Origin of the sequence: Bradyrhizobium sp. NBAIM01 (assembly GCF_020194115.1) — a bacterium.
GTDB classification, from domain to species: Bacteria; Pseudomonadota; Alphaproteobacteria; order Rhizobiales; family Xanthobacteraceae; genus Bradyrhizobium; species Bradyrhizobium yuanmingense.
The window spans coordinates 238,377-262,120 of sequence record NZ_JADYVU010000007.1; the positions used below are offsets into that span (position 1 = coordinate 238,377).

The 23,744-nt window shown below is 65.3% G+C and carries 22 protein-coding genes; 9 read left to right on the forward strand and 13 right to left on the reverse strand.

Annotated features, from left to right (window positions below):
* Positions 1-19: 19 nt before the first annotated feature.
* Positions 20-355 (reverse strand): antibiotic biosynthesis monooxygenase family protein, encoded by a 336-nt coding sequence (locus I6F31_RS23400; protein ID WP_225186169.1) that lies wholly within the window; start codon positions 353-355, stop codon positions 20-22.
* 149 nt (positions 356-504) lie between these two features.
* Between I6F31_RS23400 and I6F31_RS23405 the strand changes: the two genes are divergently transcribed.
* The 4 genes from I6F31_RS23405 to I6F31_RS23420 all read left to right on the forward strand — a co-directional run bounded on the left by I6F31_RS23405 (position 505) and on the right by I6F31_RS23420 (position 4,976).
* Positions 505-1,746, forward strand: a complete 1,242-nt coding sequence (locus I6F31_RS23405) for an FAD-binding protein (RefSeq protein WP_225186170.1) — start codon at positions 505-507, stop codon at positions 1,744-1,746.
* Positions 1,746-3,068: a glycolate oxidase subunit GlcF gene (glcF, locus tag I6F31_RS23410; RefSeq protein ID WP_225186171.1), complete on the forward strand. Its 1,323-nt coding sequence runs from the start codon at positions 1,746-1,748 to the stop codon at positions 3,066-3,068. The genes I6F31_RS23405 and glcF overlap by 1 nt, the downstream gene beginning before the upstream one ends.
* Before the next feature lie 85 nt (positions 3,069-3,153).
* Positions 3,154-3,525, forward strand: coding sequence for a histone (locus I6F31_RS23415; protein ID WP_225113355.1), 372 nt, complete (start codon positions 3,154-3,156; stop codon positions 3,523-3,525).
* Between the two features lie 437 nt (positions 3,526-3,962).
* The gene (locus I6F31_RS23420) at positions 3,963-4,976 is read left to right on the forward strand and encodes a TorF family putative porin (protein ID WP_036027050.1); all 1,014 of its coding nucleotides are present in this window, start codon (positions 3,963-3,965) and stop codon (positions 4,974-4,976) included.
* 141 nt (positions 4,977-5,117) lie between these two features.
* Here I6F31_RS23420 and I6F31_RS23425 read toward each other — a convergent pair whose 3' ends face one another.
* Positions 5,118-6,869 (reverse strand): ABC transporter ATP-binding protein/permease, encoded by a 1,752-nt coding sequence (locus I6F31_RS23425; RefSeq protein ID WP_225186172.1) that lies wholly within the window; start codon positions 6,867-6,869, stop codon positions 5,118-5,120.
* A gap of 387 nt (positions 6,870-7,256) precedes the next feature.
* Between I6F31_RS23425 and I6F31_RS23430 the strand changes: the two genes are divergently transcribed.
* Positions 7,257-7,655 (forward strand): META domain-containing protein, encoded by a 399-nt coding sequence (locus tag I6F31_RS23430; RefSeq protein WP_036014293.1) that lies wholly within the window; start codon positions 7,257-7,259, stop codon positions 7,653-7,655.
* Between the two features lie 125 nt (positions 7,656-7,780).
* Here the strand turns inward: I6F31_RS23430 and I6F31_RS23435 are convergent, their stop codons facing one another.
* The 3 genes from I6F31_RS23435 to I6F31_RS23445 all read right to left on the reverse strand — a co-directional run bounded on the left by I6F31_RS23435 (position 7,781) and on the right by I6F31_RS23445 (position 11,230).
* Positions 7,781-8,986, reverse strand: a complete 1,206-nt coding sequence (locus I6F31_RS23435; RefSeq protein ID WP_225175161.1) for a hypothetical protein — start codon at positions 8,984-8,986, stop codon at positions 7,781-7,783.
* 197 nt (positions 8,987-9,183) lie between these two features.
* Positions 9,184-10,815 carry a chaperonin GroEL gene (groL, locus tag I6F31_RS23440; RefSeq protein WP_036014289.1) on the reverse strand — a complete coding sequence of 544 codons (1,632 nt, stop codon included), beginning with the start codon at positions 10,813-10,815 and terminating at the stop codon, positions 9,184-9,186.
* Between the two features lie 118 nt (positions 10,816-10,933).
* On the reverse strand, positions 10,934-11,230 hold the full coding sequence (locus tag I6F31_RS23445) for a co-chaperone GroES (RefSeq protein WP_008544107.1): 297 nt from the start codon (positions 11,228-11,230) through the stop codon (positions 10,934-10,936).
* Positions 11,231-11,543: 313 nt separating this feature from the next.
* Between I6F31_RS23445 and I6F31_RS23450 the strand changes: the two genes are divergently transcribed.
* Positions 11,544-12,065 (forward strand): hypothetical protein, encoded by a 522-nt coding sequence (locus I6F31_RS23450; protein ID WP_036014287.1) that lies wholly within the window; start codon positions 11,544-11,546, stop codon positions 12,063-12,065.
* Between the two features lie 232 nt (positions 12,066-12,297).
* Here I6F31_RS23450 and I6F31_RS23455 read toward each other — a convergent pair whose 3' ends face one another.
* Complete coding sequence (locus I6F31_RS23455) at positions 12,298-13,083, reverse strand: protein phosphatase CheZ (RefSeq protein WP_036014285.1); 786 nt, start codon at positions 13,081-13,083, stop codon at positions 12,298-12,300.
* A 316-nt stretch (positions 13,084-13,399) separates the two neighbouring features.
* Between I6F31_RS23455 and I6F31_RS23460 the strand changes: the two genes are divergently transcribed.
* A complete protein-coding gene (locus I6F31_RS23460) occupies positions 13,400-14,230 on the forward strand; it encodes a L,D-transpeptidase (RefSeq protein WP_225186173.1) in 831 nt (276 codons plus the stop codon).
* Positions 14,231-14,879: 649 nt separating this feature from the next.
* Here the strand turns inward: I6F31_RS23460 and I6F31_RS23465 are convergent.
* From I6F31_RS23465 to I6F31_RS23490, 6 genes are all read right to left on the reverse strand, one after another.
* Positions 14,880-15,695 carry a DUF2076 domain-containing protein gene (locus I6F31_RS23465; protein ID WP_036014279.1) on the reverse strand — a complete coding sequence of 272 codons (816 nt, stop codon included), beginning with the start codon at positions 15,693-15,695 and terminating at the stop codon, positions 14,880-14,882.
* Positions 15,696-16,000: 305 nt separating this feature from the next.
* A complete protein-coding gene (locus I6F31_RS23470) occupies positions 16,001-16,846 on the reverse strand; it encodes a ChbG/HpnK family deacetylase (protein ID WP_225186174.1) in 846 nt (281 codons plus the stop codon).
* Positions 16,843-17,880 (reverse strand): glycosyltransferase family 2 protein, encoded by a 1,038-nt coding sequence (locus tag I6F31_RS23475; protein ID WP_036014274.1) that lies wholly within the window; start codon positions 17,878-17,880, stop codon positions 16,843-16,845. The genes I6F31_RS23470 and I6F31_RS23475 overlap by 4 nt, the downstream gene beginning before the upstream one ends.
* 86 nt (positions 17,881-17,966) lie before the next feature.
* Complete coding sequence (gene hisG / locus I6F31_RS23480) at positions 17,967-18,944, reverse strand: ATP phosphoribosyltransferase (RefSeq protein ID WP_036014272.1); 978 nt, start codon at positions 18,942-18,944, stop codon at positions 17,967-17,969.
* Positions 18,945-18,947: 3 nt separating this feature from the next.
* The gene (locus I6F31_RS23485) at positions 18,948-20,099 is read right to left on the reverse strand and encodes an ATP phosphoribosyltransferase regulatory subunit (RefSeq protein WP_036014271.1); all 1,152 of its coding nucleotides are present in this window, start codon (positions 20,097-20,099) and stop codon (positions 18,948-18,950) included.
* A gap of 237 nt (positions 20,100-20,336) precedes the next feature.
* Positions 20,337-21,092, reverse strand: a complete 756-nt coding sequence (locus tag I6F31_RS23490) for a 16S rRNA (uracil(1498)-N(3))-methyltransferase (RefSeq protein ID WP_036014268.1) — start codon at positions 21,090-21,092, stop codon at positions 20,337-20,339.
* A 208-nt stretch (positions 21,093-21,300) separates the two neighbouring features.
* Here I6F31_RS23490 and I6F31_RS23495 point away from each other — a divergent pair, with 208 nt between their 5' ends.
* Both I6F31_RS23495 and ubiA read left to right on the forward strand, forming a co-directional pair.
* On the forward strand, positions 21,301-21,963 hold the full coding sequence (locus I6F31_RS23495; RefSeq protein ID WP_036014267.1) for a hypothetical protein: 663 nt from the start codon (positions 21,301-21,303) through the stop codon (positions 21,961-21,963).
* Entirely contained in the window at positions 21,960-22,892 is a 933-nt protein-coding gene (ubiA, locus tag I6F31_RS23500; RefSeq protein WP_036014265.1) for a 4-hydroxybenzoate octaprenyltransferase, read from the forward strand. Before I6F31_RS23495 ends, ubiA begins: the two co-directional genes overlap by 4 nt.
* A 109-nt stretch (positions 22,893-23,001) precedes the next feature.
* Here the strand turns inward: ubiA and I6F31_RS23505 are convergent, their stop codons facing one another.
* Entirely contained in the window at positions 23,002-23,520 is a 519-nt protein-coding gene (locus I6F31_RS23505; RefSeq protein WP_225186175.1) for a DUF6101 family protein, read from the reverse strand.
* Between the last annotated feature and the right edge of the window lie 224 nt (positions 23,521-23,744).

Consider the following 23,744-nt stretch of genomic DNA (forward strand, 5'->3'; position numbering starts at 1 on the left):
CAAGGAGGAAGCAGATCATTCACAGCAGGGCGTATTGCGCGCGTTCGCGCCTGGTCAGCAGCGGCAGCGCCTGTTCCGCGATGTAGCTCTTGAAATGCGCGCTCTCCTGGTGCGCCCTAAAGGCGTCTTCGTCGCGGAACAACTGGTAGAACAGGAACTGGGCCGGATTGTCCTTGGCGCGCGAGATCAGGAACAGCTTGACGCCTGGCTCGCGCTGCGCCTGAGGGAGGAAGCCGCGCAGGATTTCGGCAATGCGGTCGGCCTCTTCGGCCTTTGCTTCCCATTGCGCCACGACGAGAAGTCCGCCGCCGATGGCCGGGTGGCCGGCCTCTTGATTCATTGCCTGTTCGGTCATGATGGAGCTCCTTGAGAATGCTCCATTCGATAGCGCGGCTCTGGGCGGCAATGGTTCGATGAAGATCGTAGTGCGAATGTCGCCGCGGCCCAGCGTTCCGTCGCGGGTCGAATTGATTTCCTGCGCGATTTTCGCTACCGCCTTTTCCCGTGGATACGCTCAAGGTCAGAGACGCCAAAGACGTCGAAGAGGTGGTGCGCGCGGCGATCGCGAGCGAGCAGCCGCTCGAGATCATCGGCCATGGCGGCAAGCGCGGCATCGGCCACGCCATGGCGACCAACGCCGTGCTCGACGTCTCCGCGCTCAATGCCGTCACCGCCTACGAGCCGAACGAGCTCATCATCACGCTCCAGGCCGGCGCGCCGCTGGCCGACGTGCTGGCGCTGATCGACGCCAAGAATCAGCAATTCGCCTTCGAGCCTGTAAACACCGCCCCGCTGCTCGGCACGCCGGCAACAGGCACCATCGGCGGCATGATCGCGGCCGGGCTCGCCGGGCCGCGGCGGATCCGGGCGGGCGGGGCGCGCGACCACCTGCTCGGCGCGCATGCCGTCTCGGGCTTCGGCGACAGCTTCAAGACCGGAGGCAAGGTGGTGAAGAACGTCACCGGCTACGATCTCTGCAAGCTGCTGGCGGGGTCCTGGGGCACGCTGTCGGTGATGACCGAGGTCACGCTCAAGGTGATGCCCAAGCCCGAGGCCGAGCGGACGCTGTTGCTGCGCGGGTTAGATGATGCCGCTGCCAACAAGGCCATGACTGCGGCGCTGGGCTCGCCCTTCGACGTCTCCGCCGCCGCGCATCTGCCGAAATCCGCACTCCGGGCCGGGACCGAGGGGCTGGGCGACATTGCGGGCCAAGGCGAGGCCGAGGCGCTGACCGTGCTGCGGCTCGAGGGCATCACCGCGTCCGCTGCGCACCGCGCCGGCTCGCTGCGCCAATTGCTGGCGCCGTTTGGAACCGCGACGCTGATCGAGGACGTGGCATCCGCGGCGTTGTGGAGCGCGATCCGCGACGTGCTGCCGTTCGCGGCGAGCGGCGCGCTCGGCGCCTGGCCGGTCTGGCGGATCGTCTGCCCGCCGGCCTCGGGCGCCGCGCTGGGCTCGCAGCTGGCGCGCGAGACGGGCGGCGATGTGATCTACGATTGGGGCGGCGGGCTGATCTGGGCGGCGCTTCCGCCGAAGCCGGACGCGCATGCCCCGGCCGTGCGTGCGCGCGCGAACGCGGCCGGCGGGCATGCCACGCTGATCCGGGCGACTGATGATGTCAGGCGCGAGGTCGACGTGTTCCATCCGCAGGCGCCGGGGGTTGCCGCGCTGAGCGACCGGGTGCGCGCCAGCTTCGATCCGAAGATCATTCTCAACCGGGGGCGGCTCACGCGGAGCGCTGGCTGATGAAGACCGAATTCTCACTCGCGCAGCTCGCCGACCCCGATATCGCGGAAGCCGACAAGATCCTGCGCGCCTGCGTCCATTGCGGCTTCTGCACCGCAACCTGCCCGACCTATGTGCTGCTCGGCGACGAGCTCGATAGCCCGCGCGGCCGCATCTATCTGATCAAGGAGATGCTGGAGAAGGACCAGGCGCCGACCGCCGACGTGGTCAAGCATATCGACCGTTGCCTGTCGTGCCTTGCCTGCATGACGACCTGCCCCTCGGGCGTGAACTACATGCACCTGGTCGATCAGGCCCGGGTGCAAATCGAGCAGCGCTATCGGCGGCCGCTGACCGAGCGGCTGCTGCGCCAGGTGCTGGCCTTCGTCCTGCCGGACCCGCAGCGCTTTCGCGTCAGTATGTGGCTGGCGCGGCTCGCCCGTCCGCTCGGCGTCTTGCTGCCGACACCCCGGCCTGCGGCGACGCCGGGCTTGATCCAGCGCATCAAGGCGATGCTGGCGCTGGCGCCGGACCGGCTGCCGCCCGCAGGGCCCGCCGCCGGCAGCGTGTTCGCGGCGCTGGGCAAGAAGCGCGGCCGTGTGGCACTGCTCCAGGGCTGCGCCCAGCAGGTGCTGGCGCCGCGCATCAACCAGGCCGCCATAAGTCTCCTGACCCGCCACGGCATCGAGGTCGTCCTTGTCAAGGACGAGCAATGCTGTGGCGCGCTGACCCATCACCTCGGCAACGACCAGGATGCGCTGGCGCGGGCTCGCGCCAACGTCGCGGCGTGGCGGAAGGAAATGGTCGGCGAGGGGCTCGATGCCATCCTGGTGACGACCTCCGGCTGCGGCACGGTAATCAAGGATTACGGCTATCTCCTGCGCGAGGACACAGCGTTCGCGGCCGATGCTGCGAGGGTCTCGGCGCTTGCCAAGGACATCACCGAATACGTCGCCGGCCTCGAGCTTGCGACCGCGGCGCGAGCGGACGACATCGTCGTCGCCTATCACTCCGCGTGTTCGTTGCAGCATGGACAGAAAATCACAGGCCTTCCGAAAGAATTGCTTTCCAAGAATGGATTCGTGGTGAAAGATGTGCCCGAGAGCCATTTGTGTTGCGGTTCGGCGGGGACCTACAACATTCTCCAGCCCGAGCTTGCGGGTCGGTTGCGTGATCGCAAGGTCGCCAACATCGCGAGCGTCAAGCCGGACATGATTGCCGCGGGCAATATCGGCTGCATGGTGCAGATTGCCAGTGGCACGTCAGTTCCGGTCGTACACACGATTGAGCTTCTCGATTGGGCGACGGGCGGGGCGCGGCCGGCACTGAACGCGCAGGTTTGAGCTTTCAGGAGCCCGAACTGTCCTCCCGAGGTGACGACTGAAGACGCCCGATCAAGCATTGTTCGGCGGCAACAGGAGGACCACGATGGCGAAAGCGAAGAAGAAGAAAAGCAAGAAGGCCAAAAAGGCCAAGAAGGCCGTAGCGGCGAAGAAGTCCGCGAAGAAGGCGACGAAGAAGAAGGCGGCCAAGAAGACCGCCAAGAAGTCTGCCAAGAAATCTGCCAAGAAATCTGCCAAGAAGGCCGCCCCGAAGAAGGCTGCCAAGACGACCGCAAAGAAGTCGGCGGCCAAGAAGGCTGCTCCGAAGAAGGCCGCGAAGAAGGCGGCACCGAAGAAGGCGAAGGCAGCGCCTGCTCCGAAGCCGTCGGCACCGGCGGAGACCCCCGCGCCCGCCGAGACAAGCTGGGCGATGCCTTCGTCTTCTGCGGAAGCGGCGCCGGCCGAGGGGCAGGGGTAGGAAGGCGGTCTCTCAGCGCCTTCGGACTGTCACTCGGGATTGTTACTTGGGATTGTTACTTGGGATTGTAACGAGAAGGCCGCGGCACCCCGGTGCTGCGGCCTTTTTGCATCGTGGAAAGCCGCCCTGGCAAAGGCGCTCCGGGCCCACCCTGATTCGTAGCGAAGGTGTCACGCCGCCTGGCGATCCCCGGGTTTACACGGGTCTGCACTGCACCTTGGAATGCAAATAATGTGATCGAGAAGCCACACAGCCTGACAACCTTTCGTGAATTCGTCAAAACGCCTAAAAAGTCGGCAGATGCCCGTGCTTTTTGCTTCACGGTTCCTGTCCATCGATCCAAATTGCCGCAGTGACGCAATTTTGCAGGTAGGCCGCATGCCCCGGGGGGCTTCCGGGGGCGACTGCTAAGTAAGAACGGGTAGATGGGGATCGAAATGAAAAAAGTGGCTTTGTTGGCAACGGCGCTGGCAATGGTGACGACGGGTTCGGCGTTCGCGGCAGATCTGCGCGTGAAGGCATTGAAAGCCCCGCCGCCCCCGGCGTTCGATCCTTGGGATATCGCCTTCGGCGGCGGCATCATGAGCGATTACGTCTTCCGCGGCATCACCCAGTCGAACCATAAGCCGGCCGTCACGGCCTATTTCGAGCCTCGCTACAACGTCACCAAGGACTTGCAGCTCTACGTCGGTACGTCCGCCTCGAGCATCTCCTTCCCGAACCGCGCTGCGGCGGAAGTCGACTTCTACGGCGGTATCCGCCCGACCTTCGGCATGTTCGCCTTCGACTTCGGTCTCTGGGGCTACCTCTATCCGGGCGGACAATGCTTCGGCTCGCAGTACACATTGGCTCAGGGCAATTGTGGCGGCGACATCGATTACTCGCAGGGGGCAATCGGCCTTCCGATCAACGGCAACTTCGCCAAGAAGGACGCCAGCTTCTTCGAAGCCTACGCCAAGCTGAACGTCGTCATCAACGACCAGTGGACGGTCGGCTTCAACGAGTACTACTCGCCGAACTTCCTGAACCTCGGCGCCTGGGGCAATTACGCCTCGATCACGGCCAAGTGGACCGCCCCGAGCACAATCTTCGGTGCCAGCGGCGTCGGCATGTACGTGTCGGGTGAGTTCGGCCGGCAGTGGTTCGGCACTTCCGACATCTTCTACGGCATCGCGGGCGATCCGGTTTATGCGAACGGCATCAAGGAGCCGAGCTATAACACCTGGAACGTCGGCGTCGGCTTCACCTACAAGGTGTTCACGCTCGATCTGCGTTATCACGACACCGACCTGAACAAGGGCGACTGCAACGCCTTGACCAGCGATCACACCGCGAAGTTCACCGGAAGCTTCACCCCCATCAACCCGGGCGGCTTCGGCTCCAACTGGTGCAGCGCGGCCGGCGTGGCCAAGCTCTCTTTCGACCTGACGGCGATGAGCAATCTGAAGTAAGCTTCTTTCCGAAACGACTTCGCGAGGGCGGCAGGGCAACCTGCCGCCCTTTTGCTTTTCTCCACGCCGTCATGGCCGGGCTTGACGCGTGTATGGAGTGACGACTCGAACTTGATGATCAGCGGCTACCCAGCGCTCGCCTCAGCGCGCGGCGCTCGGCTCCGCCGCAGTCCGCTCGCCGCCGACGACGTGGATCGCACCGTCCTTCACCAGCGCCACCTTGCGGGTGTGGAAGGCATCGAGCGTCGAGCGGTGGCCGATCGAGACGATGGTGGCCTGCGGCAGTCTCTCCGCCAGCAGCCGGTAGAGCCGGGCTTCCGACGGCTCGTCGAGCGAGGCGGTGGCTTCGTCCAGGAACAGATAGTCCGGCGCATGCAGCAGCGCGCGCGCTAGCCCGAGACGTTGCTGCTCGCCGAGCGAGAGCATCCTGTTCCAGTGGCCGTCCTCGTCCAGCCGCTCGGCGAGATCGGGCAGCCCGACCGCGATCAGGGCCTCGCGGACCTGCACGGCGTCGAACGCGCCCGGCGCTGCCGGATAGACCACGGCATCGCGCAACACACCGACCGAGAAATAGGGCCGCTGCGGCAGCATCATCAGCTTTGCCTTTTCCGGGACGACAACCGTGCCGGTGCCGAACGGCCAGATGCCGGCGATGGCCCGGAACAGCGTGGACTTGCCGGAGCCGGACGGTCCGGTCACCAGCACGCGCTCCGAGGCCTGAATGGTGAAGGCCTTGGCGGCCACCAGCGGCGTGCCGTTGGGCAGGTTCACGCAGAGCTGCTCGAGGTCGATATGGCGGCCGGCGACTTCCAGCGCGATGGCAGGCTCATGCGCCGGCAGATTGACCGCCGAGGCGACCGACATCTCGAAGCCATCGAGACGGGCAACCACCGCACGCCATTCGGCCAGGGATCGGTAGGCGCTCACGAAGAAGGACAGGGCCTTCTGCACGCTGCCGAAGGCGGAGCCGGTCTGCACCATCCCTCCAAGTTGAATCTTACCGGCAAAGTAGGCAGGCGCGGTGAGGATGAAGGGAAAGATTACGGCGGCTTGGGAATAGCTCGCCGTGAAGGCAGTCAGACGCTTGGTCCGGCTCATGATCGCGTACCAATTGCCGACGACATAGCCGTAGCGGAGTAGCAGTCGTTCGCGTTCGGCCCCTTCGCCCTTGAGCAGTGCGATCTGTTCGGAGTTCTCGCGCACGCGGACGAGGTTGAAGCGGAAGTCGGCCTCGTAGCGCTGCTGCTCGAAATTGAGATTGACCAGAGGCGAACCGATCCAGTGCGTCAGCGCGGTGCCGAAGATCGCGTAGACGAGCGCCGCCCACACCAAATAGCCGGGAATGGGAAAGTCGAGGCCCGAGATATGCAGCGGTGCCGCGTTCGACAGCCCCCACAGAATGACCACGAACGAGAGCAGCGTGACGATCGAGGAGAGCAGTCCGATGCCGATATTGAGAGTCTGCTCGACGAAACTCCGGACGTCGTCGGTGATGCGTTGGTCCGGGTTGTCGGCCGCATCGCCCTTGAGCTGCATCCGATAGTGGGTCGCGCTATTCAGCCATTCGGCCAGATAGTGACGCGTCAGCCATTGCCGCCAGCGAATCTGGAGCCACTGATTGAGATAGAGCTGGTAGACGGAAAGCGCGACGCTGGCGCTCGCGAGCAATGTGAAGACGCCCAGCTCCCAGACGAAGCCGTTCCAGTCGCGCTCCTGGAGATAGTTGTAGAAGCGGCTGTACCATTGGTTCACGAGCACATCGATGGCGACCAGCAGCAGTTCGATCACGATCACCGCCCCGAGCAGGCCGCGGCCGGCCCATTTGTCCTCTGATCGGAAATAAGGGATGGCGATTCGCCAGACGATCGCGAGCGTGGCGCGGATGTTGTTCACAGAGCTGGATCTCCTCAGGGGATGTGCACGATGCCCAGAGCCAAATAGCTGAGGCGATGGCGGAAATGGGCGCGCTTAGACGAAAGTCGCAAGTTCTGCAATTTGCGTTGGATTGTCGCAGCCAGCAACCCTAGCATGGTGCCCGCCGGTGCGGGGCAGGGTGCTCCGGGATTTCGCGACCTTGTGAGCGGACGGGAACCGCCGGATGCGCGAGAACTTCGCGCCGCGGCTGCAACTGGCTGCCGATCGCTTTCTCGTTCGGCGTGGTCTTCGAAGGCGCCCCGGGCTTCGCCATGCCGGTGCGCCTGCATCGACCATGCGCGAACCTTCTCAACGCCCCCGCCGTCTCATAGAAGGTGCGGCAAGTCAGGTCGGTCGAGAGGTCTCATGGTTTCGTTCCAGCGATTGGTGTGTGCGGCGGTTGCAATGTTCGCGATGTCCACACTCGCGCGTGCTCAGGAGGGGTTTCCGTTCGGCACCGAGATGACGCTGGAGGCGTTGCCGCAGGCAGGCTCGAAGCGGATTCCCAACATCGAGATCGGCGACAATGGCGAGGTCGTGCTGGAGCTCTGGTGCAAGGGCGGCAAGGGCCAGTTCTCGGTCGCCGGCAACACCGTGATCTTCGTGCCCGGCCAGATCCAGAACCGCAACTGTCCGCCGGCGAGAGCGCAGGCCGACGACGAGCTCGTCGCAGCCCTCGGCAGCGTCGAGACCTGGAAGCGCCAGGGCGACGTGCTGACGCTGATCGGCCCGAAGCCGCTGCGCTTCAGGACGACGGGGAATTAGGCCTCTGTCATTCCCCGCGAAGGCGGGGAATCCAGTACGCCGCAGCCTATCGATTCCATCGCTGCTGTCTCGGAGTACTGGATCGCCCGGTCAAGCCGGGCGATGACAGCGGTGGCTGTCTCAGCCTACTTCCACACCGACTTGTCGGCGTCCCAGCGCTGGCCCTTCAGCTCCTTGACGAGCGCCTCGATCGAGCCGTTGTCGTCGGGCAGATCGCCTTCTTCGTCGAGGCTGGCATCGTCGGACAGATTGAGCCTGGCACCGCTGCCCTCGTCGGCCGTCGTGGTCGCCGGGCTGCCGATCCAGAGCATGAGCTTGTCGGTGGTGCCCGGCTTGTCGGGCGAGACCAGGCCTGCAACCTCGATCGTGTCGGTGAGCTCGAGCGCCGGGAAGTCCTGGTTCGGCCGCTTGAACACCAGCTTGAGCCTGCCGGTGGCCGGGTTGAAGTTTTGCGTGACCGGCTTTGCCGCGAGCGTCCTGCTCAGCACGCTCGCCACCGCCGTTGCAAGCTTGCCCTTGTTGATCTTGTCGCCCTCGCGCCAGTCGGCCGCAGGGAAGCGGATGGTGCGGTCCATCTCGGTCATGCCCGCGGTCCAGCCTGCGGCGGTGACGCCCGGCATTGCCTTGAACTTCGCCAGCAGCGCGCCGGCGCGCTCGGGATCGACCGACATGGTGATGGTCTGCTCGCCCGCGCGCAGCGCGTCGCAGCCGACATTGAGGCTCGCCAGCGTCACCTCGACCTCCTGGCCCTTCAGGCTCTTCAGGAAGTCGGTCGCGGCGTCGAGCTTGACCTTGACCGCGATCGCTTCCGGCGAGACGTCGGTGAAATCCTTCGGCTGCGGCGTGATGCCGTCGTCGGAGGCCTGACTGTCCAGGAATTCCTTTTCGCTGAGATCGGAATTGTCCGGCGAGGTCACTTCGGTCACCGCCTGGCCGACCGCGATCTGGCCGCGGAATTCGAACATGTCGCCGGACTGCTTGCGCGTCAGCTTGACGCTGACCGGCGACTTCTCACTGATGCTCTGCGTCGTTCCGGTCAGCGTCTGGCCGGCGACCTGGAGGTTGACGACGAAGCGGTCCTTGCGGTCGGAGTTCTTCGCGATGGGGTAGCAGACGTCGAGCACCGCCGCGCTCAGCGTCTTGCCCTGGCGCGTCTCCTTCAGGATCACGTCGGCATTGCCGTCCATCAGCCCGTCCATCGCGGTGAAATAGCGCGTCTCGGTTCCCCCCGGCGCGGTCGCCTTCGGCGACAGCTTCATCTGGGCGGAGGCCTGCGGTGGAACAGCGAGCAGGGCCAGAACGGCCGTGGAGCAAACCAGAAGCGCACGCATCGATGACATCCTCGCGCAACGGCCATGATCCGGAAAGCGTGAAGCGGTCTCTAGGATCATGCCCGAACAATCAGAATCGGCGCGCCACCGTAGTGGGTTTTGGCCGCTGGTTGAATCGGAAAGCGAAACGGGCAGGGTCGGCAAAAAAGAAGGCCGCCCGGAGGCGGCCTTCGCAACTCTGTCACGGAACGGGAGGCTTAGAAGCCGCCCATGCCGCCGCCGGGGGGCATCGCGGGCGGAGCTTCCTTCTTCGGCATCTCGGCGACCATGGCCTCGGTGGTCACCAAGAGGCCGGCCACGGAAGAGGCGTCCTGCAGCGCGGTGCGCACCACCTTGGCGGGATCGATGATGCCCTTCTCGACCATGTCGACATAGTCCTCGTTCTGGGCGTCGAAGCCGAAGGTCTCGGACTTGTTCTCCAGGATCTTGCCGACCACGATCGAGCCTTCCACGCCGGCGTTCTCGGAGATCTGGCGGATCGGGGCTTCCAGCGCCTTCAGCACGATGTTGATGCCGGCCTGGACGTCATCATTGGCGTTGGTGAGACGGCCGACCGCCTTCTTGGCGCGGAGCAGCGCGACGCCGCCGCCCGGGACGATGCCTTCCTGAACCGCGGCGCGGGTGGCGTTGAGCGCGTCCTCGACGCGGTCCTTCTTCTCCTTGACCTCGATCTCGGTGGCGCCGCCGACGCGGATCACCGCGACGCCGCCGGCGAGCTTGGCGAGGCGCTCCTGGAGCTTCTCGCGGTCGTAGTCCGAGGTGGTCTCCTCGATCTGCGCCTTGATCTGGCCGACGCGGGCCTCGATGTCGGGCTTCTTGCCGGCGCCGTTGACGATCGTGGTGTTCTCCTTGTCGATCACCACCTTCTTGGCGCGGCCGAGCATCTTCACCGTGACGTTCTCGAGCTTGATGCCGAGCTCCTCGGAGATCAGCTGGCCGCCGGTCAGGATCGCGATGTCCTCCAGCATGGCCTTGCGGCGGTCACCGAAGCCCGGCGCCTTGACGGCCGCGACCTTGAGGCCGCCGCGGAGCCGGTTGACGACCAGGGTGGCCAGCGCCTCGCCCTCGACGTCCTCGGCGATGATGACGAGCGGCTTGCCCGACTGCACCACGGCTTCCAGCACCGGCAGCATGGCCTGCAGGCCCGAGAGCTTCTTCTCGTGCAGGAGGATGTAGGCGTCCTCGAGCTCGGCGGTCATCTTCTCGGCATTGGTGACGAAGTAGGGGCTGAGATAGCCGCGGTCGAACTTCATGCCCTCGACGATATCAACCTCGGTCTCGAGCGACTTGTTCTCCTCGACGGTGATGACGCCCTCGTTGCCGACCTTCTGCATCGCCTGGGCGATCATCTTGCCGATGGCGGCATCGCCGTTGGCCGAGATGGTGCCGACCTGGGCGACCTCGGAGGAGGCGGCGACCGGCTTGGCGCGCTTCTCGATGTCCTTGATGACGGCGGCAACCGCGGTGTCGATGCCGCGCTTGAGATCCATCGGGTTCATGCCGGCGGCGACCGCCTTGGCGCCTTCGCGCACGATGGCCTGGGCCAGCACGGTCGCGGTGGTGGTGCCGTCGCCGGCGAGGTCGTTGGTCTTGGAGGCGACCTCACGCACCATCTGGGCGCCCATGTTCTCGAACTTGTCCTCGAGCTCGATCTCCTTGGCGACCGTGACGCCGTCCTTGGTGATGCGGGGGGCGCCGAAGCTCTTCTCGATGACGACGTTGCGGCCCTTCGGGCCGAGCGTCACCTTGACGGCGTTGGCGAGAACGTCGACGCCGCGCAGCATGCGATCGCGCGCGTCTCCGGAAAACTTGACGTCTTTGGCAGCCATGGTCTGCAATCCCTCGTGTTATGTGATGTGTGTTGTCTTGTGCCGTGCGGCGGAACGATGGATGCCCGGATCGCCTGGATCCGGGCATGACATTCAGCGGCTGTTCAGGCGGACGGCCTTAGGCCAGCACGCCCATGATGTCCGACTCCTTCATGATCAGGAGCTCTTCGTTGTCGATCTTGACCTCGGTGCCCGACCACTTGCCGAACAGCACGCGGTCGCCGACCTTGAGGTCGATCGGGATCAGCTTGCCGGTCTCGTCGCGGCCGCCGGGGCCGACGGCGACGATCTCGCCCTGGGAAGGCTTTTCCTTGGCCGTGTCCGGAATGATGATGCCGCCCTTGGTCTTTTCCTCGGCGTCGATACGTTTGACCACGACACGGTCATGCAGCGGACGAAATTTGGATTTAGCCATGACGTTTCCCTTTGGAGGCTCGCTTCGGAAGTAGTGGGGTCGGTGGGGCGGCGCTTCCGTCCCCCTCTCGTCGAGGATCGAACGGCGCGCTTAGCAATCGGGCTTTCCGAGTGCTAATAGTGGGTCCGGAAATATGGCTTGGCCGCGATCCTGTCAAGCAAAGGTGGTTAAGCGATTGTTGAGGCGGATATAGGATGGTGGCATTGGAAACTCGCTCGGGGCGTCGCCGTAAAGAACGACGTCATTGCTGCGGCAGCGGTTTTGCGCTTGGCTGCGGGAGGGGTGCGGCCATGGTCTTGTTCGGGGGAATGCCATGATCAGTTCGGCTCACGCGCGCACGGTTGCCAATCTGGCGGCCGCCTCTTGTCTGGCGCTGCTGCTGGGCGCCTGCGGCGGCGGCTTTAACCTGCCGTCCCTCACGTCGTCCCCGCCGCCGCCCGAAGCCGAACCTGGCGTCGCTCCGGAAATGCCCGCCAGCATCCGCGCCGACGAGATCGTCGGCCGCTGGGGCCTCGCCTCGTTCCAGAACCCGGCCGATCGCGCCCGCACCGAGAAGATGGCGCGTGAGCAATGCAGGAACCCCTACGTGATCACCGCCGGTTCCTCCGGTGGCGTGATCATGCATCTCGCCGACCAGGCGACGCCGCAGGAGCTGCGGCTGAAGGGCTCGCCGAGCGGCAAGAACTACATCGGGCCGGCCGGCCCGACCCCCGGCGACCAGGACCGCGAAATCGTCTCCTTCGACGGTCGCGTCATGATCACCCGCTTCATCGACAAGGACGCTGGCACCCGCTACGGCAACATGGTCTACGTCCGCTGCGCGCCGAGGGCGTGACGGTCTCTTACCCTCTCCCCTTGTGGGAGAGGTGGCTCGCCGCGTAACGGCGAGACGGGTGAGGGGTCTATCTCCTCACGAACGGTCTTGCGAGTCGAGAGAACCCCTCATCCGGCGCTTCGCGCCACCTTCTCCCACAAGGGGAGAAGGGAAGAAGAGTTCACGATCTGCACCGGCCAAACAAAAACGCCGGCCCAAGGCCGGCGTTTTGTTATTCCTATGTCGTCGCCGCTCAGTCGAACAGCGCGTCGATGTCGTCCTGCGAGGCGTGGCCGACGTCGCCGGCGAGCTTGGGGCCGTTGAGGAGCTTCTCGTCCTCGCTGCGGTTGTCGACCTGCGCGGGCACATGGGACTTGATCGCGTCGACGCCGCCCCAGATCTCCATCATCGCGTTGATGTGCTGCTCGATGAACTTCATCGTGCCCATGACCTTGCTGATGCGCTGGCCGGTCAGGTCCTGGAAGTTGCAGGCTTCGAAGATCGAGATGACGCGTTCCTGGATGTCGTCGGCAAGGCGCTTCTGCTGATCGATCGAGTCCACCTTCGACATCGCGCTGGCGGCCTGGTCGATCGATTCCGCGGCTTCGAGGATCTGCTGGGTCGCCTGCTCGGTGCCGCCGACCACCGCGCCGAGCTCGCCGTTGACCTTGGCCATCTCGCCGCCGTCGAAGCTCTTGCCGTGCAGCGTCGCGATCTCGCGCTTGGTGCGGTCGATGGCGTCGTGGATGAGGTCGAGCTCGACCTTCAGCTTCTCGCACTGCTCGATCTGCGCCCGGTAGGTATCGAGCATGGTGCGCGCTTCGGCAAGCTCGTGCGCGGTCGAGGCGTCGATCGCCGCCATGGCAGCGCTGCCGGACAGCGGGGCCGCGACGATGCCCTTCGCCATCTGGGCGCGGATCGCGCGCAGCTCGGCCATGATCTCGCTATGCATCGGGAGTGCCTCTTCAGTTACGTCTACAATGGGCATCTCGCCACCGACGATATCTTCGACGCGAAAACGCTTGCGGTGAACAGCCATCAGGATACTCCCCCCACCTCACTCACGCGTCTTTGTAGGCAGAAGCGATTTAACACGAAGTTCACAGCAGGAACTGCTGATCGGCCGCGCGCGACGCGGCGCAAAGAAGCGATTAACCATCACCGCGCGGCGTTCATCGAAAATAAACGCTGATCGCCAAATTGCAGGCGCGCTCGCGACGTGGTGAATCCAAACGCGCTGTCCGTTTACCAAACAAAACGGCTTTTGCTTTTTATTGACCACGTCGAAGAGCGCGGATCAGCCACCGGCTCTCCACGACGCATGTGATCTAGACGAAACAGTACAGAGTACGTCGATGTTCAAGAAAATGTCTGTCGCGCTGCTCGGCAGCGCTTGCACCTTCATGGCCGGCGCGAACGACGCGGGCGCCTTCGACAACAGTGTGCCGAACGATCCGCCCGCGGTGCTGTACCAGCCGCGCGTGCCGCCGGCGCCGGTGCGCGTGGCGTCCCATTCCAACATGGGCGGCGGCTTCATCGAATTCCTGTTCGGCGATGGCCCCGGCCGCGGCCCGGCCTACGCGCCGGAGCGGCCGGTGTATCAGCAGCAGCCGGGCTATTACGACCAGCGGCGCCTGCCGCCGATGGGCGAGCCGCAGATGCAAGGTGGGTATCAACTAGGCGGATATCAGCAGGGCGCGTCTCTGCAGCAGGAGGCGATCGATCCGCGGCAGCGTCCGTTGGATCCGAAATTCGAGAAACAACTCGTTGACTATAGCGGCAAGGAAAGTCCCGGCACGATCGTGGTCGATACGCCGAACAAGTTCCTCTATCTCGTCGAGGGCAACGGCCGGGCATTGCGCTACGGCATCGGCGTCGGCCGTCCCGGTTTCACCTGGTCCGGCGTGAAATCGATCACCGCCAAGCGCGAATGGCCGGACTGGACGCCGCCGGCGGAAATGCTCGCGCGCCGGCCCGATCTGCCCAGGCACATGGAAGGCGGCCCGGAAAATCCGCTCGGTGCCCGTGCGATGTATCTGGGATCGACGCTCTATCGCATCCACGGCTCCAACGAGCCCTGGACCATCGGCACCAACGTCTCCTCCGGCTGCATCCGCATGCGCAACGAGGACGTCATCGATCTCTACGGCCGCGTCAATGTCGGCACCAAGGTCGTGGTGATGTGAAGCGTCATGCGCTCGATGCAGCGATCAAGTCCGGGTGCCGCGTCGGCTCGAAATGCGCGGCGTCGAAGGGACGCTGCCGCCGCCAAACGTCCGCCTGAATAGTCCTACGTCCGCTGACGGTGCCTCGACCCGCGACGAGGGACAGCGGAGCGGCGAGGACGAGCTGATGAAGCCGAATGCGGTGCGCGAGCCGAGCGGTTCAGCCGCCGCACCGACAGCTCTGCCTTCCTGAGGCGCTCGTGCAGTCCCTCCAACTCGTACAATTCGGTGATGAGATGGGTCGTGACGTCGCTCAGGGTCGCGATGCGCTGTTGAAGTGAACTCATTCTTAAAACCCCCGACTGTAGCCAAGAGAGGCAGCCACGATGTGTGGCAGAAGCAGTGTGTTCTTCCAATTGAACACCCATGTCCAAATTTGGAAATCCGGGAGTCTACGGCGGCGTGTGTCGGAGGACGATTTCGCCCGGCATGGTGAAGTCAGGCGCACCTCGTGACGTTCTGCACGGTGCTGTCCGACAACGCACGCACTAGTCATATTATATCGAATGGCATCATGGCGTGTGGTGGCAGAGCAGAACTGCGTTGAGCTCTGCTTGAACAGAAATCGGCCGCCCGGAGGCGGCCGTTCCACATCTGTCGGTCGAATGGCCTACGCGTAATCGCTGCCGCCGTCGTCGTCGCCGCCGAAATCGCTGTTGTCGGCCGTGTCGAAGCTGTCGTCGTGATCGTTGCCGTAGTTCTGGTCGTAGTTGTCGCGCTCGTTCGACGCCTGGTCGAAGAAGCCCTGGCGGGATTCCCGGTTCGAGCCAATGTCATCGAGGCCGGCCTCGCGCGCCAGCGAGCCGCCGGACTGATCGCCGCCGCCCCAAGGACTTCCACCAGCGCTGCGGTCGCCGAGCGCGTTGCTGTCGCCAAAACCCTGCTGGTGCGATCCGCCCATCATGCCGCGGATGCTCGAGAGCAGCAGCGAGCCGCCGACGACGCCGGCCGCGGCTGCCGCCGCCGTGCCGAGGAACGAGCCGCCGCCACCGCCGATCGGCGGAGCGCCCTGACCCGGACCTTGGCCGTAAGCCTGTCCGTAAGGCGGCGCGCCGTAACCCGGCTGGCCTTGCGGCATCGCCTGGCCGGTGTTCCAAGCCGGACGCTGCTCACGCTGCGGCACATTCGGCACCGAGCCGCGGGACGGGCCGCCGCCAAACAATGTGTCGCGCATGGTGTCGAGGAAGCCGCCGGACTGCGCCTGCTCGGGCGCGTGGGCCGCTTCCAGCTCCTGGATGCGGGCATTGGCGCGCTTCAGCGCTTCGTCCTGGACCAGCGTGGTCTGCACCAGCGCGTAGATGGCGCCGGGCGCCTTGCGCAGCCCGTCGGAGATCGCGGCGATCGCATCGGGATCGCGCTGTGCATTCTCCAGCTTAGAAAGCCGGTCAAAAAGGTCGTCGACGAGCTGGCGTTCCTGCGGCGTCATGATCTGTCTCCTTCGCGCCAAACCAAGCGCGAGAGGAGATGTAGGGTTCCATTATGGCCCCAACAGTGCCGGCCGGATTAAATTTCGGTATGCGACAAGCTGCCTCGCCGCTTCGGCAGATTCCTCGCGTCTTCGGCGGTTTCCTTCATCAGAAGTGGGACGTCGTGACCCATGCGGCTAACGGAGCGACCGTCCTCGTGGAAGCCTTCGGCCCGGTGAACGCCGAAAGACGTCTCCGTCAGCGTGAAACGCCAGCCTGGGAGCTCTGGAAAAGGGCGGTCTCGATTGTCCATGAGGACAACATATCACTCCAATGTCACGTTGCTGTCGGCCAGCAGGCGCGCGAAGGCATCGCCCGCGAGATAGGCGTGCTCGCGCTCGCGGACGTCGGTCATGGGGTCGAGGCCGGTGAGGACATCATCGACAAAGCCAGGATGGCACATCACGATGCCGCCATCGGGAAGGCCGTCCAGGAATTGCCGCATCAGCGCGCCGAAATCGGCGGCGCGCGTGAAATCATAGGCGCCGGCGAAGCCGGGGTTGAAGCTGAGGCCGGCGCTGCCGGCGCGGCGGCGGAATTGCGCGCTGAGGATATCGAGCACCATGGCCTTGGGGGAGGCCAGCCGCTGCCGCAGCGGCAGGTCGCGGCCGCCTTGGCGCACCCAGGCGTTCGGCGCGACTTCGCTGACCGCATCGACAAAACCGTCGCGCACCTGCGGGAAGAGCTGCACATGCTGGTGACCGTCGACGAAGTCGGGGGTGCGTCCGAACGCGTCCATGAAGGCGGCCAGCTGTGCCTTCACCTCGTTGCGGATGAATTCACGGTCGAGCCGGCGCATCAGTCCGGCGCGCAGCAGCTTGGGAAAGGCGAAGAACATGTCGCCGTCCAAGGGGCGGAAATGCATGGTGAGCGGCCGGAACGGCGCCGACAGCGTCACGTGCAATCCGATCGCGCAGCGCGGGCTTTGCGTTGCCGAAGCCTGCAGCGCCTCGACGTCGCCGCGCGCGATCGCGGGTCCCACCATCATCACCGAGGTGGCATTAAGGCGGCCGCGTTCGATCAGGTCGCGGATGGCGCGGTTGACGCCCGGGCTGATGCCGTAATCGTCGGCGCAGAGCCAGATCCGCCGCGGGCTCGCGGCCACGCTCATTCGGCTGCCGTCCTGCTCGCGGCATCATCAGCTTCGGAATGCTTCTCGCTGTGCTCGGCGACGAAGTAGATCGGGCGCGCCTTCAGCTCGGAGAGGATCTTGCCGATATATTCGCCGACGATGCCGATCATGATGAGCTGCACGCCGCCGATCGTCATCAGTCCGATCACGAGCGAGGGATAGCCGGGCACCTGCTTGCCGGTCGTGAACACTTCCCAGAGGATCGAAAGGCCGAACAGGAAGGCGCCTCCTGCGAGAATGACGCCGAGCAGGCTGGCGAAGCGCAAGGGCGCCACTGAAAAGGACGTCAGGCCCTCGATCGACAGGCCAAGCAGGCTCGCGGCGTTGAAGGTGGTGACGCCATGGGCACGCGCTGCGGGCTCGTAGTCGACGCGGATCTGGCGGAAACCGATCCAGCTGGCGAGGCCCTTGAAGAAGCGGTTGCGTTCCGGCAGCTGCCTCAGCGCCGCGACCGCGCGCGGCGACAGCAGGCGGAAATCGCCGGCGTCCTCCGGAATCTTCTGACGGGCGCCCCAATTGATCAGCGCGTAGAAGCCGTGCACCGCGACCCGGCGCAGGAAGGACTCGTTGTCGCGATGCGCCTTGGCGGTATAGACGACGTCATAGCCGTCATCGATCCAGTGCCGCACCAGCTGTTCCACCAGCGCCGGCGGATGCTGGCCGTCGCCGTCCATGAACATCACCGCGCCGAGGCGGGCATGGTCGAGGCCCGCCATCAGCGCGGCCTCCTTGCCGAAATTGCGCGACAGCGACACCACCTGGACGTCGATGGCGTCGGCCGGCAATGACCGCGCGATCGACAGCGTCGCATCCTTGCTGCCGTCGTCGACATAGACGACTTCGCAGGACAGGCGATAGCGCTGCCGCAGGGTCTTGGCGAGCTCGCAGATGCGCTGATGCAGGCCGGCAAGGCCAGCCGCCTCGTTGTAGACGGGGATGACGATCGACAGCCCCTTCGCGGCTGCGCTGGCTGCGGTGGTCGTCATGCCGGATACGTCAGAGCCCAGCGTCATCGATCAAGGTTCCAGAGGTGTTTAGGTCTTCTCAACCGCATATGGTAGCTGCCGTTTGCTGTCGCAAAGCTGAACAAACCTTGGGCTCACCGCCGCAGGAACGCCTCCAGCCTGGCGAACAGCGGATTCTCGCGGTCGAACACGTAGTCGAGCGACACCACCGAGACGGTCTCGGCGCCATGCTCGCGCAGGAAGCTCGCCAGCGCGTAGAGCTGCCCCGGTGGGCAGTGCAGGGTCAGCATGCCTGACGAGGTCGGACCGCCGAACGGGGCCTCCACGCCGAACCGGCTGTGGGCTTCCCCGAGCAGGGCGGCATCGCATTGGCGGAAGCGGGTGCGGACTTCGCGGTACTTGTTGGCCCGCGCCCGCGCTGCGATGTGATCGAGGATGACACGCGCCGTCTCGCGCGCCTGCGGCGACCAGTCGGCCTCCTTGGCGGCCACCAGATTGGCCTGGCTGCGCAGGATCACGCCGTCATCGAGCACCCGCAGGCCGTTGGCCGCAAGCGTCGCGCCGGTCGTGGTGATGTCGACGATCAGCTCGGCGCTGCCGGCCGCCGGCGCCCCTTCGGTGGCGCCCGCGCTCTCGACGATGCGGTAATCGCTGATGCCGTGAGCCTGGAAGAAGCCGCGGGTGAGGTTGACGAACTTGGTCGCGACCCGCATCCGCATGTGATGCTGCTCGCGGAAGCCGGTGGTGACGTCGTCAAGGTCGGCCATGGTGCGGACGTCGATCCAGGCCTGCGGCACCGCGACGACGACGTCGGCATAGCCGAAGCCGAGCCCGTCGATCAGCGACACGCGCTTGTCGGCATCGGCGATGTTCTCGCGCACCAGGTCTTCGCCGGTGACGCCGAGATGCGCGAAGCCGCGCGACAATTGCGCGGCGATCTCGCTCGCCGAGAGATAGGCGACCTCGACATTGTCGAGGCCTGCGATGGTGCCGCGGTAGTCGCGGGCGCCGCCGGCCTTCGACAGTTTGAGGCCGGCACGGGCAAAGAAGGCCTCAGTGTTCTCCTGCAGGCGGCCCTTGGAGGGAACGGCCAGAACGAATGGCGCGCTCATGACTTAAGCTCCCACCTTGCGGCCGATCCGGTTCAGCGCCTCCACCCAGACCGAGAAGCCGACCGCCGGAATCGGCTCAGCTGATCCGAGCTGGGTCATCAGCCCGTCGTAGCGGCCGCCGGCGACCAGCGGCTCGGTGCCGTTGCCGCTGTGATGCAGCTCGAACTCGAAGCCGGTGTAATAATCGAGCCCGCGCCCGAACGCGGTCGAGAAACGAATCTGCCTCACGTTGATGCCGCGCGCGGCCATGAAGCCGACCCGGCTCTCGAACTGATCGATCGCGGACGCGAGATCGAGCTTCGCGTCGGTGGTGAGTGCGCGCAGCTCGGCGATGGCATCGTCTGGATTGCCCGATATCGATAAGAAGCGCTTGAGCACGGCGATCGCCTCGCGCGGCAGCGCGCCGCCCTTCAGCGTCGATTGCTCAAGGAAGCGATCGGCGATCTCTGCCGTGGTGCGGCCGCCGACATTGGTGGTGCCGGCGATCGACATCAGATCGGTGACGAAGGCGAGCGCCGCCTTGCGGTCGGAGCCGGCAAGGGCCGCCAGCACGCCCTCATACTCGCTGCGCGTCGCTTTGGTCGCGGCCGCCAGCCGCTCCAGATCCTGCTCCAGGCTGATCTTGCGGTTGAAATCCTTGACCAGGCGGCGCCGCCAGACCGGATAGAGATTGAGGGCGTCGAGCAGCGCATTGAACAAGGCGACATCGCCGGTGCGGATCTCGACGTCGCGGACGCCGAAGGCGGCCGTCGCCTCCAGCCCCAGCGCCAGCATCTCGGCATCGGCCGCGGCGCGGTCCTGACGGGCGAACGATTCGATACCGGCCTGGAGGAATTCACGGGCCTGGCCGCTACGGTAGCGGAACACCGGACCGAGATAGCTGAACCCCGCCGGCTGGCCGGCGCGCCCCGAGGCCAGATAGTCGCGCGCGACAGGAATGGTCAGGTCCGGGCGCAGGCAGAGCTCCTCGCCGGAGAGGTCGGTGGTCAGGTACAGGCTCTTGCGGATGTCCTCGCCGGACAGGTCCAGGAACGGCTCGGCCGGCTGCAGGATGGCGGGCTCGGCCCTGACGTAGCCGGCCTGCGCAAACGACAAGAGCAGCGTATCCGCCCAGGCGGCGGAGCCGGCAGCATTTGAGGTGGCAGTCGCGGTCATCTCACGGGTCCATCGTCCCGGCGGAACCGGGTAGGCAAGGGGAGGCGAATTGGCGCAGCCCTTAGCATGGCCCGACAGCGGTTTCGACCTCCAAAGGATCAATCGCTTAACGGGTGGCTCATTCGTCATGGCCGGGCTTGTCCCGGCCGTCCACGCCTTGCCCTCCGGCGCAAAGGACGTGGATGCCCGGGACAAGCCCGGGCATGACGACGCCATGCGTTTGCACCGCTGACGAAGTTAGCTGGCCTTTCCGCTCCAATCCCCCAGCACCGCTTGCACCAGCGCCAGGGCGGCGACCGCGGCGGTGTCCGCCCGCATGATGCGGGGGCCGAGCGCCAGCCGCAGGATTTTGGGCTGGCGCAGCAACAGCGCCCGCTCTTCCTCGGCAAAACCGCCCTCGGGGCCGATCAGCACGTCGATACCGCGTCCGACCTCGCGCGCGCCTTGCAGGTTCTGAATGGGATTCTGGACCTCCGCCGCCTCGTCGCAGAAGATCAGCAGGCGGTCGGCGGGCCGCTGGCTCAGGAAGCGCTCCAGCGGCACCGGCTCGGCCACGCTGGCGATGCTGAGGATGCCGCATTGTTCGGCCGCCTCGACCACATTGGCGCGCATCCGCTCGGTGTTCACCCGGGACGCCTGGGTGAACCGGGTCAGCACCGGCTGCAGGGCGGCGGCGCCCATCTCGATGGCCTTCTGCACCATGTAGTCCAGCCGGGCATGTTTGAGCGGGGCAAAGACGTAAGTGAGGTCGGCGAGATGGTCCTGGGGCCGGGTCTGCTGCAGGATCACGAGGCCGTCCGGCCGCTTGCGGCCCTCGATGGCGGCCTGCCACTCGCCATCCCTGCCGTTGAAGGCCAGGACCTCGGCCCCGGCCGCCAGCCGCAGCACATTGCCGAGATAGTTGCTCTGGTCGCGGTCGAGCGGCACCCTGGCGTCCTGGGCCAGGGGGGCATCGACGAACAGGCGGGGCGCGCGAAAATCGTGGGAAGGCATCGCTTGGGATCCGATTACCGGCCGTTCTTAACCGAAAGGCGCCATTTCGGGGGTAAATATTGCCGAACTGGTGCGTCCCAGCGCCGCGCTCTCGCCCTATTCCACGGGTTGTTAAGCGCCGGCGGGAATCGTAAAAACGCGAACACGCTGGTCGCGCTTCAATTGGGAAGCCCTGAACCCGTAAGCTCCTGCCGGAGAGACTATCTTGATGATCCGCCATTTGATGGTTCCGATCACTGCCGCCATGGTGGCCATGGGTGCTGCGGGCGCGTCTGCGCAAAGCGCGTTCCCGGCGCCGCTGCCCAACCAGCCTGCCGCCAATTCCCCATTTCCTCCGGTTAACGGTTCGGCACCCGCAGCTTCGCTCGGTGCGGCGCCGCAATCGTCCTTTCCCGTGAACGGTGCTGCCCCGATCGGTGGCGCCGGCGCCTTCAGCGCGGCTCCCCCGACGCAGGCCGGTCCCGGCGAGGACTGCATGAAGGCATTCATTCCGCTGCGCGAGGAAGCCGAGAAGCGCGGCAAGCTGATCAAGGCCGCGAGCGATCGTCGCGCGCAACCGGACGAGGCCTGCAAGCTGATCCGCAATTTCAGCCAGGCTGAAGTCAAGATGATCAAGTACATCGAGACCAATGCCGCCAAATGCGGAATCCCGCCCCAGATCGGTGCGCAGCTGAAGGAAGGTCACAAGAACACCGAGGCCATGGCGACGAAGGTCTGCAACGTCGCGCAACAGATGCAGAACCAGCCGCGCGGTCCGGCCGGTCCGTCGCTGAGCGAGGTGCTGGGCTCTGGCTCCGCGCCCGAGGCCAATGCCGGCAGGAAGGGTGGCAGCACCTTCGATACGCTCAACGGCAACGTCCTGACCCGATGAGCGATACATCCGCCCGCGTTGCCGATTCCACCGGCAACTGGGTCGATACGCTCGCGCCGCATTGGGCGCGGCCTTACCTGCGCCTGTCCCGCTTCGATCGCCCGATCGGCTCCTGGCTTCTCCTGATGCCATGCTGGTGGTCGGCGGCGCTGGCCGCCGGCATGGCGCATGACGTTCGCGGCCTGCCGCTCACCATCGTGCTGTTCTTCATCGGCGCTTTCGTCATGCGCGGGGCCGGCTGCACCTGGAACGACATCACCGATCGCGACCTCGACGGCAAGGTCGAGCGCACGCGCTCGCGGCCGCTGCCGTCGGGGCAGGTGACCACCAGGCAGGCGCTGGTCTTCATGGTCGCGCAGGCGCTGGTCGGTCTTGCGGTGCTGCTGCAGTTCAACCGCTTCGCGATTGCAACGGGCATCGCCTCACTCCTGATCGTCGCGATCTATCCCTTCATGAAGCGCATCACCTGGTGGCCGCAGATCGTGCTCGGGCTCGCCTTCTCCTGGGGCGCGTTGATGGGGTTTGCCGTCACCTTCGGCCGCATCGACGCCACCGCGCTCGTGCTCTATGCCGGCGCGATCTCCTGGGTGATCGGCTATGACACCATCTACGCGCATCAGGACACTGAGGACGACGCGTTGATCGGCATCAAGTCGACCGCGCGCCTGTTCGGCGCGCATACGCGCCAGGCGCTGGTCCTGTTCTACGGGCTCGCGGTGATGCTGATCGGCCTCGCGCTGGCATCCGGCGAAGCGCGCTGGCCGGCCTGGCTTGGGCTTGCCGCCTTCGCCGCGCATCTGGTGTGGCAGATCGTGCGGCTGCGCATCAACGATCCCGAGCTGTGCCTGCGCCTGTTCAAGTCGAACAAGCATGCGGGCCTGTTGCTGTTTGCGGGATTGCTCGCGGACGCGATGATGCGAGCGGCGTGACGCGAAAATGCGTAGGGTGGATTAGCGAAGCGTAATCCACCAACTTCTATCCGCGCGAAAAGCAAAGAGGTGGGTTACGCCCTTCGGGCTAACCCACCCTACGGCACCGTCAATTCCTCGCGATGATCTCGCGCTCGCCCTGATGAACCGGCAGCTCGCGCGCCATTGCGGTGCGCCGGCGCATCAAGAATTTCGGACGGCGGGCGCGGATCGCATTGGCGCGGCGGCGGCGCGGTGCGGGTTTGCGCGCGTCTTCGTCGAGCTGCGGCAGCGCAAAGATCTCGCTCCAGATCGCCCAGGCCTGCGCGATCTCGTCCGCGTCCGCGCTGATCAGTAGCGGGATGGACAGCGAAGGATCGCGATGCACGAGGACGAGCGTCTGCGTCTCGTCATTGCCGCGGAGCGCAACGCCGGTGAAGTCGGCGACGCGCACGTTGATCGCCATCTGCATGCCGCGCACGGCACGGCGCAGCACGACACGCTCGCGATGAAGCTCGATCTGCCTGACATGCCCGTCGGCGCGCGGATCATGCGCATCGAAGCGGACCGGAAGGGAAAGAGGGTCGAGCCGCAAGGAGCGGCTCGACCCGGCGGGGTGGGCCCCGCATGTTGCTGTTTGACGCCTCACGGCTTTGTTCTCCCCGCCAGGATTATGTTCCCGGTCGATGCGAGGACCTTAGCGCCGGGCGGTCCGAAACCGCTTAAAAAGGCTGGTTAACCCACCGTCACTCGCTCCTCATGATTGACAAGACCTTGGCGTGCATGATTGACGAGACGTTGCGCCGACGTCGCGAATCTGAGCTTTTTGGCGGGCTGAAAATGCTTGAAGTCCGCGCTATCAGGGCACATCTG

Excerpts from the sequence above, each read along its gene's own strand:
- I6F31_RS23475 (WP_036014274.1), bottom strand. The coding sequence starts at position 17,880 with ATGACGCTGGGCTCTGACGTATCCGGCATGACGACCACCGCAGCCAGC.
- ubiA (WP_036014265.1), top strand. The coding sequence starts at position 21,960 with ATGAGCGATACATCCGCCCGCGTTGCCGATTCCACCGGCAACTGGGTC.
- I6F31_RS23460 (WP_225186173.1), top strand. The coding sequence starts at position 13,400 with ATGTTCAAGAAAATGTCTGTCGCGCTGCTCGGCAGCGCTTGCACCTTC.
- I6F31_RS23490 (WP_036014268.1), bottom strand. The coding sequence starts at position 21,092 with ATGCCTTCCCACGATTTTCGCGCGCCCCGCCTGTTCGTCGATGCCCCC.
- I6F31_RS23455 (WP_036014285.1), bottom strand. The coding sequence starts at position 13,083 with ATGGCTGTTCACCGCAAGCGTTTTCGCGTCGAAGATATCGTCGGTGGC.
- I6F31_RS23445 (WP_008544107.1), bottom strand. The coding sequence starts at position 11,230 with ATGGCTAAATCCAAATTTCGTCCGCTGCATGACCGTGTCGTGGTCAAA.
- groL (WP_036014289.1), bottom strand. The coding sequence starts at position 10,815 with ATGGCTGCCAAAGACGTCAAGTTTTCCGGAGACGCGCGCGATCGCATG.
- I6F31_RS23400 (WP_225186169.1), bottom strand. The coding sequence starts at position 355 with ATGACCGAACAGGCAATGAATCAAGAGGCCGGCCACCCGGCCATCGGC.
- I6F31_RS23470 (WP_225186174.1), bottom strand. The coding sequence starts at position 16,846 with ATGAGCGTGGCCGCGAGCCCGCGGCGGATCTGGCTCTGCGCCGACGAT.
- I6F31_RS23465 (WP_036014279.1), bottom strand. The coding sequence starts at position 15,695 with ATGACGCCGCAGGAACGCCAGCTCGTCGACGACCTTTTTGACCGGCTT.
- I6F31_RS23430 (WP_036014293.1), top strand. The coding sequence starts at position 7,257 with ATGGTTTCGTTCCAGCGATTGGTGTGTGCGGCGGTTGCAATGTTCGCG.
- I6F31_RS23450 (WP_036014287.1), top strand. The coding sequence starts at position 11,544 with ATGATCAGTTCGGCTCACGCGCGCACGGTTGCCAATCTGGCGGCCGCC.
- I6F31_RS23485 (WP_036014271.1), bottom strand. The coding sequence starts at position 20,099 with ATGACCGCGACTGCCACCTCAAATGCTGCCGGCTCCGCCGCCTGGGCG.
- I6F31_RS23495 (WP_036014267.1), top strand. The coding sequence starts at position 21,301 with ATGATCCGCCATTTGATGGTTCCGATCACTGCCGCCATGGTGGCCATG.
- glcF (WP_225186171.1), top strand. The coding sequence starts at position 1,746 with ATGAAGACCGAATTCTCACTCGCGCAGCTCGCCGACCCCGATATCGCG.
- I6F31_RS23435 (WP_225175161.1), bottom strand. The coding sequence starts at position 8,986 with ATGCGTGCGCTTCTGGTTTGCTCCACGGCCGTTCTGGCCCTGCTCGCT.
- hisG (WP_036014272.1), bottom strand. The coding sequence starts at position 18,944 with ATGAGCGCGCCATTCGTTCTGGCCGTTCCCTCCAAGGGCCGCCTGCAG.
- I6F31_RS23420 (WP_036027050.1), top strand. The coding sequence starts at position 3,963 with ATGAAAAAAGTGGCTTTGTTGGCAACGGCGCTGGCAATGGTGACGACG.
- I6F31_RS23415 (WP_225113355.1), top strand. The coding sequence starts at position 3,154 with ATGGCGAAAGCGAAGAAGAAGAAAAGCAAGAAGGCCAAAAAGGCCAAG.